The organism is Streptomyces sparsogenes subsp. cuspidosporus (genome assembly GCF_039532705.1).
GTDB classification, from domain to species: Bacteria; Actinomycetota; Actinomycetes; order Streptomycetales; family Streptomycetaceae; genus Streptomyces; species Streptomyces sparsogenes.
In genome coordinates, this window is record NZ_BAAASD010000162.1 from 1 (window position 1) to 566 (window position 566).

The 566-nt window shown below is 67.8% G+C and carries 1 protein-coding gene; it reads right to left on the minus strand.

The genetic code is table 11. The annotated features are described in order from the left end of the window. Window positions 1-566: PQQ-binding-like beta-propeller repeat protein (locus ABFY07_RS42865; RefSeq protein ID WP_479685641.1), on the minus strand; the 566-nt coding region annotated here is incomplete at both ends.

Sequence of the window (566 nt, forward strand, 5' to 3'; positions counted from 1 at the left end):
CTTCGGCTGCTCGACGTGCAGGACGATCCTCAACGCCCAGCGCGCCGCATGCTCCGACCCGTGGCACGAAGCGAACCGCCCCGGCCAGACCGCCGTGGCCCTGCCACCGCTCGACCCGGAGACGCCCGAGAACGTGGCGCTGCGGATCGCCGCCGAAGCCGGGGTGCTGCCGTGGATCGGTGAGGACGGCCGCTGGCGGATCGTCGTCGACCAGGCTGAGTTCGGGCAGATCATCGGCGGAGTGTGGCTGTACGGGCACGCCCGCGGGCATTCCCCTGGCCCTGACGTCCCTGGTCAATCTGCTTTCGGCGGGTCTGCAGATTCCCCCTCTCGAATTGGCTTTTTTTGTCCAGAAACTGCACGTATTCATCACCAGTGGCGATTTGCGGCGCCTGGGACAATGGGAAAAAATGAGTTGGTGGGAGTACACCCAGGCGTCGGTCGGCATCCGCCACAGGTCGGAGCCGTCGGCCGCGTCCAGGGCGTAGAGGGTCGGCCCGTCGGAGGCGTGGATGCGGCCGTCGGCGACCGCCATCGACCAGGCGACGTCGCGGGTCTTGAAGCGG